At 67.5% G+C, this 10,490-nt stretch carries 11 protein-coding genes; 3 read left to right on the top strand and 8 right to left on the bottom strand.

Annotated elements, in window-relative coordinates; all coding sequences use genetic code 11:
- Nucleotides 1-172 precede the first annotated feature (172 nt).
- On the top strand, nucleotides 173-862 hold the full coding sequence (gene pdeM / locus DES44_RS13325; RefSeq protein WP_058937437.1) for a ligase-associated DNA damage response endonuclease PdeM: 690 nt from the start codon (nucleotides 173-175) through the stop codon (nucleotides 860-862).
- 4 nt (nucleotides 863-866) lie between these two features.
- Here pdeM and DES44_RS13320 read toward each other — a convergent pair whose 3' ends face one another.
- The 8 genes from DES44_RS13320 to DES44_RS13285 form a co-directional block, all read right to left on the bottom strand.
- Nucleotides 867-1,103: a hypothetical protein gene (locus DES44_RS13320; RefSeq protein ID WP_058935360.1), complete on the bottom strand. Its 237-nt coding sequence runs from the start codon at nucleotides 1,101-1,103 to the stop codon at nucleotides 867-869.
- 155 nt (nucleotides 1,104-1,258) lie between these two features.
- Nucleotides 1,259-1,774 (bottom strand): MgtC/SapB family protein, encoded by a 516-nt coding sequence (locus tag DES44_RS13315; RefSeq protein WP_058937436.1) that lies wholly within the window; start codon nucleotides 1,772-1,774, stop codon nucleotides 1,259-1,261.
- Between the two features lie 11 nt (nucleotides 1,775-1,785).
- Entirely contained in the window at nucleotides 1,786-3,636 is a 1,851-nt protein-coding gene (locus DES44_RS13310; protein WP_083525628.1) for an ABC transporter ATP-binding protein/permease, read from the bottom strand.
- A gap of 145 nt (nucleotides 3,637-3,781) precedes the next feature.
- Nucleotides 3,782-4,669 carry a hypothetical protein gene (locus DES44_RS13305; protein WP_058935359.1) on the bottom strand — a complete coding sequence of 296 codons (888 nt, stop codon included), beginning with the start codon at nucleotides 4,667-4,669 and terminating at the stop codon, nucleotides 3,782-3,784.
- Nucleotides 4,670-4,908: 239 nt separating this feature from the next.
- Entirely contained in the window at nucleotides 4,909-5,124 is a 216-nt protein-coding gene (locus DES44_RS13300) for a putative motility protein (RefSeq protein ID WP_058935358.1), read from the bottom strand.
- A gap of 119 nt (nucleotides 5,125-5,243) precedes the next feature.
- Nucleotides 5,244-5,468: a DUF350 domain-containing protein gene (locus DES44_RS13295; RefSeq protein WP_058935357.1), complete on the bottom strand. Its 225-nt coding sequence runs from the start codon at nucleotides 5,466-5,468 to the stop codon at nucleotides 5,244-5,246.
- Between the two features lie 31 nt (nucleotides 5,469-5,499).
- Entirely contained in the window at nucleotides 5,500-7,098 is a 1,599-nt protein-coding gene (locus DES44_RS13290) for a DUF4178 domain-containing protein (protein ID WP_058935356.1), read from the bottom strand.
- Between the two features lie 14 nt (nucleotides 7,099-7,112).
- On the bottom strand, nucleotides 7,113-8,189 hold the full coding sequence (locus tag DES44_RS13285) for an SPFH domain-containing protein (RefSeq protein WP_058935355.1): 1,077 nt from the start codon (nucleotides 8,187-8,189) through the stop codon (nucleotides 7,113-7,115).
- 399 nt (nucleotides 8,190-8,588) lie between these two features.
- On the opposite strand from DES44_RS13285, the gene kdpF reads away from it, so the two are divergent.
- Both kdpF and kdpA read left to right on the top strand, forming a co-directional pair.
- Entirely contained in the window at nucleotides 8,589-8,678 is a 90-nt protein-coding gene (gene kdpF, locus DES44_RS13280; protein ID WP_083525627.1) for a K(+)-transporting ATPase subunit F, read from the top strand.
- Between the two features lie 9 nt (nucleotides 8,679-8,687).
- Entirely contained in the window at nucleotides 8,688-10,484 is a 1,797-nt protein-coding gene (kdpA, locus tag DES44_RS13275) for a potassium-transporting ATPase subunit KdpA (RefSeq protein WP_058935354.1), read from the top strand.
- Nucleotides 10,485-10,490 lie beyond the last annotated feature (6 nt).

Genomic DNA, 10,490 nt, shown 5'->3' with positions numbered 1-10,490 from the left:
TTGATCGTGGGCGCCCCTGTCCGTCCTGTCGCTCTTGCCGGTCCCGCGCGTCCTGTGTGTCCCGTGCGTCCTGTGTCCCCTGTGCATCCCAATCCGCGTCCTTGCCGGGTCACGGTTGCTGGATCGCCCGCAACTGCCAGGAACCGGCCGGTCCTGGGCGATGATCATGGGCATGTCAACGCTTGTGAATTTCACCGTGCCGGCGGGAGCCCGGCGTCTGACGGTCGGCGACGATGTGCTGGACCTGCTGCCCGGACGGGCCGCCTGGTGGCCGTCGCAGCGCACGCTATTCGTGGCGGACGTGCACATCGGCAAGGCGGCGAGTTTCCGGGCTTTGGGCCAGCCGGTGCCGTCGGGTACGACGCAGGACAACCTGGCCCGGCTGACCGCCCTGGTCGAGCAGTGCGAGGCGCATCGCCTGGTGGTGCTGGGGGACTTCCTGCATGCAGCCGCTGCGCAGCAGGCGCAGGTGGTGGATCAGGTCCAGGCCTGGCGGGACCGGCTTCCGGCGCTGGACTGCGTGCTGGTGCGCGGCAACCACGACAGCCATGCCGGCGACCCGCCCGCGGCGCTGCGTTTCCAGGTGGTGGATGAGCCCAGCCCGATGGGCCCGTTCCTGGCCTGCCATCACCCCGGCGCCCGACCTGGCGGGCTGGTGCTGGCGGGGCATCTGCACCCGGCGGTGGCCCTGCGCGGCCCGGCCCATGACCGGCACCGCCTGCCGTGTTTCTGCCTGACCCGGGACCAGTTGATCCTGCCGGCGTTTGGCGCCTTCACCGGCACGACGTTGCAGGGGTTGCCGGATGGAGCGCGGTGCTTTCCGATTGCGGCGGATCAGGTGCTGGGACCGATTGCGGCCTGAAAACTCAGGGCAGCAGCCCGCCCACGTCCGTGTGGAAGTCTCCCACCTCGGTCCATTCCTTCAGATCCGACGGCACGTCGAAGATCTTGGACAGCGCCAGGGCCGCGTCTTCAGCGGTGGCAAAGGAGTCGCCCCAGGGCTCGCTGTCGTGCTTGACCCGCCATCGGCGAGAGAGACGAGGCTTGATGGAGAAGGTGCCATCCGGCCCCTGGAAGACATAGGTGACGATGTCGAGATCCATGGTGGCGCTCCGCAACCGGCGCGGCGGGGCAGACGGTGCCCGCGCGCGCCAGACTTCCAGGCTATCGCAGCCCGCCTGCGGGGTGGGCGACTCCGACGAGGTGTCGCCCCTGGCGGGGACGTGGCGCTGTCGCGCATTCCGGGCATTCCGCGCATTCATTCGTCGTCTCCCACGTCTGGCCGGGACGCCCCGCCGCGCCGGCCGGCCAGCAGGTGCGGCACCCAGGTCAAGATCGCCAGGGCAATCAGCATGCTGAGCACCGCGGTGGCCTCCCGCCCCAGGCCGCAAGCCACGCCGATGGCGGCAGTCATGAAGATGCCGGCGGCCGTCGTCAGGCCCTGGATGCGCCCGGGTTCTTCCTTGTGCTTGATGATGGCGCCAGCGCCCAGGAAGCCGATGCCGGCGATCACGCCCTGCAGCACCCGGCTCATGTCCGCCATGGGCATACCGGCCTGCTGCGGGACCAGCACGAACATCGCCGCGCCCAGGCTGACCAGCATGTGGGTGCGCAGCCCGGCTGCCTTGCCATGACTTTCCCGCTCATAGCCGAGGATGCCGCCCAGCAGGGCCGCCAGCAGCAGCCGCACGACGATGCGCGTGGCCTGGGCCACGTCCGGCACGTCCGAAAACTCCTGACGCAGGGTGTCCAGCACCGCGTCGATCGCTGACATGCCGGCCTGGCTCACGCCGGAACCTCCCCGTCCTCGAAGCTGAACCCCTCGGCCGGATGCACCGCCCAGGCGCCGTTGCCCTTGAGGTGCAGCACGTGGGTGTGATGCTGGAGCACGGCCGGGCGGTGGGCAATGCTCACCAAGGTGACGCCGTCGTTGCACAGCCGCTTGTACAGGCGGTTCTCGTTGACGCCGTCCAGCGCGCTGGTGGCTTCGTCCAGGATCACCATGCGCGGCTTGCGCACCAGCACCCGGGCAAAGGCCAGGCGCTGCTGTTCTCCCATCGACAGCACCTTGTCCCAGTCCTGCTCCGCATCCAAACCGCCCACGCGTTCGGCCAGGTCGGGCAGGGCCACCTCGGTGAGGATCTCCCGCAACTCGTCATCACTCAGCGAGGTCTGGGTGTCCGGATAGATCATCTGGCTGCGCAGGCTGCCCTGTTGCAGATAGGGCCGCTGCGGCAGAAAGAAGATGTCCTCGATGGCCGGATGTTCGATGGTGCCGGAGCCGGTTTTCCACAGGCCGGCGATGGCCCGCAGCAGGGAGCTCTTGCCGCAGCCACTGACGCCGGTGATGAGCAGGCTCTCGCCCGGCTTCAGGTGCAGGTCCAGCTTCTCCACCAGCTTGCGGTTGAACTGCGGGGTGAAGAGGGTGAGGTCGCGCAGGGCCAGTTGGTCGCCCTTGGCGGTCTGGATCTTTTCCTGCTCGCGCAGCGCGCGGTCCTTGCGCTTGATGATCAGCTCGGACAGTGCATGCAGGCGGTCGATGCCGGCCACGAAGCGGGAGAGACTCTCGAAGTTCTCCACGATCAGCGACACGGCGGTCAGCACCGCGGCGAACGCGCCTGCCGCCTGCACCGCGGCCCCGACCTCCAGCTCCCCGGACAGCACCCGGTCGGCCAGGATGACGGCTGGCACCACCAGGGTCAGCTGGCTGAAGCCGCGCTGGAAGAGGTTGAGCGAACGCTGCTTCTTGATGAGCCTGGCGTAGTTGTCGTAGACCTCCTCGAAGCGCTTCTCGATATTGGCACGCTCTTGCGGCTCACCGCGGTAGAAGGCGATGGACTCGGCGTTTTCGCGCAGCCGCATCAGGCCGAAGCGGAAGTCCGCCTCGCGGCGCAACTGCCAGAAATTCAGCCGGATCAGCGGCGATCCGAACACGTACAGCGCCAGGAAGGTGCCCACCACCGCATACACCGCGAGGAAGGCCACCAGCGCCTTGGACAAGGACCACAACACCGCGCTGAACGCCACCAGTTGCATGGCGGAACCGGTCAGCATCAGCAGGAAGTGGGTGGAGCGGCCGGTGAAGGTGTTGATGTCCTCGCTGATCCGCTGGTCGGGGTTGTCGATGTCCCCGCCGTTGCCGATCTCGTAGTACTTGCGGCCGCCCAGGTAGCCGTCCAGGAACCGCCCGGTGAGCCAGCGTCGCCAGTGGTTGGAGAAGGCGTCCCGCATGTAGTAGTAGAACGCGTACACGGGCACGGCGAAGGCCAGCACCAGCAGCGTGTCGCGCACGGCCTGCCAGAAGCGGCTGTGCTCGCGGGCAGCGAGGGCGGAGGTGAGCTCGCCGGTCTTGTCATTGAGCAGCACGGCCAGCTGCGTCTCGCACAGCATCAGCACGATCAGCAGGGCCAGCAGCGCCCAGGCGGCGCGCTTCTGGTCGCCCATCCAGTAGGGCTTGGCCAGTTGCAGGAACTGCCGCCAGGCGGCCAGGGAGAGGCCCGGCGGACGGCGGCGGCGTTTCTTCGGGGGAGTGCCGGGAGCGGCGGAAGCAGGGGAGGGGTCGGAGTGCGTGGCGTGCGCGTGGGCGCCGCCGGCTGGGGAGGCGGGATCTTGTGCGTGGGTGGCGGTCGAGGGCATGAATGAGCCTGAAGCTTCCGTATGCCTGCACGGTAGCCTGACCGGATCACGAACCTTGTCGGACACTGCCGACATTGGCTGACGGAGAGAAGCGCTTCAGGCGAGCGTCGCCCGGCGTGCGAGCCAGTGTGCCCCTATCCCAGGCTCAGGCGTCGCAGCGCGGGCTGGAGTTGCTGCGCAGGATCCAGCGCTCGGACTTGCGGGCCAGCAGGGCCAGGGACGACAGCGTGCCGGTGCTGCAGGTCGACGGGTCCACCTCGGCGAACTGCTCCAGCTCGATGGTGCTGGCATCCCGCCAGCGCATGAAACGGAAACTCACGCCGCGCTGCTCCGGTGTGGCTTCGAACTTGTAGCGTTCCACCAGGCGGTCGCCTTCCAGCGCCCACACCACCACCCCGTTGAATTCGGCGCCCGGCGACGCATGGGTGACGACCAGGTAGCGACCGTCCGGCGACGGATGCACATTGCCGTGCATTTCGTAGCGCTGGCCGTTCTTGCGGGAGATCCACAGCACTTCGCTGCCGAAGGCCAGGGTCACGCGGACGACATAAAAGCCCTGGTCCGGCGAAATACCGTCCAGTCGGAAGTCCACATAGGGTGTCTGGCCGCCGTCGTCCGGCTCGGGCCGGCGGCTGTCCAGCATCACGGGGCGTCCCTGCTCGACGAACAGCATCAGCCGCGCGCCTTCACGGCGGGCGACCGGCCCCAGCTTGCGCAGCACCGCGGCTTCGGCTTGCGCGCGGAAGGCCTCGTCGGACCCGTCATCCAGCACCTGGGCCTGGGCAGACGCGGCAGGCGCTTCCACCGGTGCCTTGGCAGGCGCTGGGCCGCGCGGCGCGATGGCCAGCGGCCGGGGCGGCGGCGCTGTGCCCCCGGGCACGGCACTGGCCAGCATCGGAATGGCCAGGGCAATGACGAGCAGCAACGCGCCGATCACCTTCAAGGCAATGGGAATCTCGCGGGTGCTGGCAGGAGCTTCAGGCTCTGGCGCGAGCGGGTCGTGCAGCGCGCCGGGAACAGTGGGCGAGGTCATGGGTGCGGGTCAGCGGTAACTGGTGCGCCGCCCAATGCTGCAGCGACGCTTCACCCGGCGTGCCTGTAGGGACGCCGCAGGAGCGCGAGTCTAGAAGGCAGGGTTTGCGCGTGCCAGGGAAAGTTACCGGCGGTCACAGGCTCGAACCCTCGTCGTGCAGGGACTGTGACAAATGCCTCGGTCCGGGGCCGACGATTGCGTACGGCGCACAGCCATGCGCGTCAAAGAGGCGTGCCGGTTCAGGCGTAGGTGTTGAGATTGCGCCCGAGCGAGCCTTCCGTGGCCAGCGCGGGCTGCGGCGGCAGGGCGTCCAGCAGGGCGAGCGCGCCGGCCTGCTGCACGTCCAGCGCTTTTCGCAGCACCAGCAGGCTGGCGGCCTGGCTGGTCGTGCCGGGCGCGGCGTTGGAGGCGCTGCTGACCGCAGCGGACACGGTGGAGGCAGAGGTGATGTCCATGGTCCTGTTATCGGCACCGGGCGGACAAGCCTGAGCGTTTCCTGGAGTGACCCTGACGGCACAAGGGGAGTGCGCGCGGTGCCTTGGCTTCGGCTTCGGCTTCAGCGTCGAGGTCAGGCTCAGCCGTGGATCGCCGCCGCCACGATCTGTCCGATGGAGATGCACATGGCCGCGACCACCACCGCCAGCGCCATGTTCTTGTGCTCCACGATCTCCTCCCACAGCTTGTAGGGGGTGAGCTTGTCGATGATGATGAAGCTGATCCAGAAGACCAGCACGCCGATCACTGCATACAGGATGGAGCCCAGCACGATGCCGGGCTTGAGGTAGTCAAAACCTTCCATGCCACTCTCCTTCTGGGTGTTGCAGCACCCGTTACTTGTGTCCGCCGCCCCCGCTGCTGTAGCCGCCATAGGAGCCACCGCCCGAGCCGGAATAGATCACGCCGCTGCGGGCGTTGCGCTTGCACTGCTGATATTCGGCACTGCTGGCGCCGTAGGTGTCTTTGTAGTCCTCGCAGTCGTCCCGGCTGCAGGCGCGCAGGAAGGCGAAGAGCAGCGCCAGCAGCAGCAGGCCCACCACGATCTTGACCAGCATCCCGGTCGACCCGGAACTGGAGGTCACGTCGCGCTTCAAGGCCGGCATCTGGTCCGGCGACAACGAGAAGGCCCGCTGCACCTCGGCCGCATCCACCGCGCGGCCATGGCTCCAGGTGATCTCCTGGCCGGTTTGCTCCGCACTGAGCAGCTCCAGCCGGGCGCCATTGCGCCATTCATAGTCGCGCACCAGGGCCCGTTCCTCCCGGCGCACGCGCCAGTAGAACTCCCCCAGCACCCAGGTCACCTTGGCCGAATAGCTCCAGCGGCGCTTGAAGGGCTTGTCCTGGTAGGTGACGGTGTCCTTGCCGGTCTTGGACGGCGCCCCGGTGATGGGGCGCACGATGCTCCAGCCTTCCTCGGTGTCCACCAGGAAGGCAAACCCTTCGGTCTGGTTGAACAGCAGGTATTCACGCCAGAAGGTCTGCTCGTCCTCGGCGCTTTCGGGCAGGTCCACCCGCTCCATGTAGCCGACGACCTGCCACGGTTTGGGCGTGCCGCCGTTCAGGGCCAGGGATCCGGTGGTGCCCAGCGGGATCTGCGGCTCGCCGCCATTGTTCTGCTGGAAGGCCGACAGGTCGGCGCCCGCGCCCTTGGAAATGTCCACCACCGATTTGCATTGATGGCAGACGATCGACTGGGTGCTGTCCAGCCGGGGTTCCAGGGACGCGCCGCAGTTGGGGCAGGGCAGGGTGCGGGAGGCCACGCTGGCCGTGCTGTCCTGCCGCAGTCCGGTCATGGCCAGGTCGGCCAGCTTGACCGAGCGGCCCACCGACCAGGTGGGCTGCGCCGGGTCGCTGTAGTCCAGCGTGGCGACCTCGCCCTGGGTGCTGCGCAGGTCGGCCACCCAGAAGCTGCTGTCCATGCGGGGGGGATGCGGCAGCTCGCCTTCCGCCGCCGCCAGCGTGGCGTTGACCTTGGACGCGACCTGCCAGGCCGTGCCGGCCAGCATCTGCAGGCCGCCAACGGTCAAGGACTCCACCGCAGGCGCTCGCTCCTGCAGCGGCGCCTCGAAGCTCATCACGAACTGGCCGTTGTCCTCGCTCAGCCAGCCGCTGCGGGGCGCTTCGGAGGCGCTGGCGTCGAACAGCACATGCCATTCATTCCAGCCGCCGTCGGCATAGGCCATCTGCAGCCGGCCCACCACCACGAAACCGGTGCCCGCAAACCGTCCCGCCGCGCCCAGCTGGAGCGGCGAAAAGTCCTGGAACAGCTCTGCACTCTGACCAATGCGGCGGAGCTGGTCGCCTTCACGCAGCAGCGTGGAGCGACAGTAGCTGCAGACCGTGCTGGCGGACGCGGGCGAGGCGAACTCGACCGGTCCGCCGCAATTGGGGCAGTGCGCCTGCCAGCGGCGTTGGGGGGCGATCGTGGCCAATCAGGCGCCTGGAATCAGCTGAGTTTCTTGAGCAGCTCAGCCTTCTTGGCAGCGAACTCTTCGTCGGTGAGGATGCCCTTGGCTTTCAGGTCGCCCAGCTTTTCCAGCAGCAGCAGCACTTCATCGGCGCTCTGGCTGACGGGTTGCGGGGCCACCGCAGCCGCCGGGGCTTGGCCGGGCTGACCTTGCCCTTGGGCCGCTGCCTGGTTCGGGTTCAGGCCGCTTTGCAACTGCTGCGCCAGCGTCTGCCCCAGCGCCAGGCCAGCGCCCAGGCCCATGGCATCGCCCGCGACACCGCCACCGCCCGAGCCGACGCCTTCGGCCAGCTTGGGGATGGCCTGCGCCGTCTGGTACTGCAGGAACTGGTTCATGTTCTGGCCGATCATGCCCATGCCGATCTTCTGGTCCAGGATCTTTTGCAGTTCCTCCGGCAGGGACACGTTTTGCAGGGTGACCGACTCCAGCTTCAGGCCCAGGGCCTCGAAGGCCGGCGACGTGGCCGCCTGCAGCGCCTTGGCAAATTCCACCTGGTTCGCGGCCAGGTCCAGGAAGGGGATGCCGGACTGGGCGACGGCGTCACTGATGTGTTGCAGCATCAGGCCGCGCAGCTGGCCGTCCAGCTCGGTGACGGTGTAGCGCTCGCGGGTGCCGGAGATTTCCGTGTGGAAGCGCTTGGCGTCCGCCACCCGGTAGCTGTAGTTGCCAAAGCCGCGCAGGCGCACGGCGCCGAAGTCCTTGTCGCGGATGGTGACGGGCTGCGTGGTGCCCCAGCGCTGGTCCACCTGCTGGCGGGTGCTGAAGAAGTAAACGTCGCTCTTGAACGGGGACTCGAAGAGCTTGTCCCAGTTCTTGAGGTAGGTCAGCACCGGCAGGGTCTGGGTGGTGAGCTTGTACATGCCCGGGCCGAAGACGTCGGCCACCTTGCCTTCGTTCACGAACACCGCCACCTGCGATTCCCGCACGGTGAGCGAGGCCCCGTACTGGATTTCGAAGTCCTGCATCGGATAGCGCCAGGCGAGGACGCCGTTGTCGTCCTCCGTCCACTGGATGATGTCTATGAACTGTTTCTTGATGAAGTCCATCAGGCCCATGGCGCTGCTCCGAGAGAAAAGCGACCCTGTTGATCGCAGGGCAGAGTATCCCTCAGCCGTACAGGGGCGTCGCTCCCCCCGCGGGGGGGCGAGAGCGGGGCGCCACATCGGAAGGGCCTTCCCCGATTGAAGGATTTTCTGAACCGGCTCTGGTCCCGCGCAGCCCAGGACGGTCCAGGAGGTCCCGGTTTTGATCCGTCTTTACGGAATCTTGATACCCCGCTCCCGAGCTTCTACACGCCTTTGACGGCTGGCTTTCTAGAGTTCAGTCATCCCAAAACGTCCCCGCTGCACGGGGCTGACTCTCATGGATGCACTGTTTCTTGGACTGAGTGCGCTGCTGTTCGTGGTGGCCGTCGGGCTGGCCGTGGCCAGCCATCGGCTCGCGGAGGGCGAGTGATGACGGTCCTCTACTGGCTCACCGGCCTGATCTCGGCCGCCCTGTTTGTTTATCTGCTCGTGGCGCTGTGGCGCGCCGAGCGGTTCTGAAAGCTGGCCATGAACAGCCTGGCAACCCTCAATCTGATTCTTTTCCTTGGCCTGGTCCTCCTGCTGGCCTGGCCGCTGTCCCGCTGGATCACGCGGCTGGCCACCGGCCGCCTGCCGTCCTGGATGCTGGCGGTGGAGCGTCCGTTCTTCCGCCTGGCCGGCATCCGGCCGGACCAGGGCATGCACTGGAAGCAGTACGCGCTGGCGCTGCTGATCTTCAACTTCCTGGGCGTGCTCGCGGTCTATGCGCTGCAGCGCCTGCAGCACCTGCTGCCGCTCAATCCGCAGGCCATGGGCGCGGTCAGCCCGGACTCGGCCTTCAACACCGCCATCAGCTTCGTGGCCAACACCAACTGGCAGGGCTATGGCGGCGAAGCCACCATGAGCTACCTCACCCAGATGCTGGCGCTGACGGTGCAGAACTTCCTGTCCGCCGCCACCGGCATTGCGGTGGTGTTCGCCCTGATCCGCGGCTTCGTGCTCAAGCGCAGCGGCCAGGTGGGCAACTTCTGGTCGGACCTGAGCCGCATCACCGTCTGGCTGCTGCTGCCGCTGTCCTTCGTGCTGGCGATGGTCTTTGTCCAGCAGGGCACGATCCAGAACTTCGACGCCTACAGGTCGGTGCAGACCCTGGAAGCCACCGACTACCAGACCCCGCGCCTGGGTGCCGACGGCCAGCCGGTCAATGACGACAAGGGCCAGCCGGTGATGGAGAACCAGCGCACCACCACCCAGACCCTGGCCATGGGCCCGATTGCTTCGCAGGAGGCCATCAAGATGCTGGGCACCAACGGTGGCGGGTTCCTGAATGCCAACTCGGCGCATCCCTACGAGAACCCCACGCCGCTGACCAACCTGCTGCAGATGATGGCCATCTTCCTCATCCCCGCGGCGCTGTGCCTGACCTTCGGCCGGTGGGTCGGTGACTGGCGGCAGGGCGCGGCGGTGCTGTCCGCGATGACGGTGCTGTTCGTGGCCGGTGTGCTGGTGGCGACACCGGCGGAGCAGGCCGGCAATCCGCTGGTGGCCGCCCAGGGCGTGGACATCCAGTCCAGCGACCTGCAGGCCGGCGGCAACATGGAAGGCAAGGAGACCCGGTTCGGCATCTCGGCCAGCTCGCTGTTTGCGGTGGTCACCACGGCCGCTTCCTGCGGCGCGGTCAATGCCATGCACGACTCTTTCACCCCCATCGGCGGCGCCGTGCCGATGGTGATGATGATGCTGGGTGAAGTCGTCTTCGGTGGCGTCGGCACCGGCCTGTACGGCATGCTGGTCTTTGCCATCCTGGCGGTGTTCATCGCCGGCCTGATGATCGGCCGCACGCCTGAATACCTGGGCAAGAAGATCGAACCCTTCGAGATGAAGATGAGCGCGGTGGCCCTGCTGGTCACGCCCATCGTGGTGCTGGCGGGCACGGCCGTGGCGGTGCTCACGCCGCTGGGCACCGGCAGCGTGGCCAACCCGGGCGCCCACGGCTTCAGCGAGATCCTCTACGCCTTCACCTCCGCCGCCAACAACAACGGCAGCGCCTTCGCCGGCCTGTCCGCCAACACCCCGTTCTACAACACGCTGCTGGGCATCGCGATGTGGCTGGGCCGCTTCCTGATGATCGTGCCGGTGCTGGCCATTGCCGGCAGCCTGGCCGCCAAGAAGAAGGTGCCGGTGGGCGAGGGCACCTTGCCCACCCACGGACCGCTGTTCGTGGTGCTGCTGATCGGCACCGTGCTGCTGGTCGGCCTGCTGAACTATGTCCCCGCGCTTGCGCTCGGCCCGGTCGTGGAGCACCTCATGCTCCAGGCCCATTGATGCGCC

This window comes from Roseateles depolymerans (genome assembly GCF_003387155.1).
GTDB lineage: Bacteria > Pseudomonadota > Gammaproteobacteria > Burkholderiales > Burkholderiaceae_C > Roseateles > Roseateles depolymerans.
Note: the sequence above shows the minus strand (reverse complement) of the source record. Positions and strands in the feature narration are given on the sequence as shown.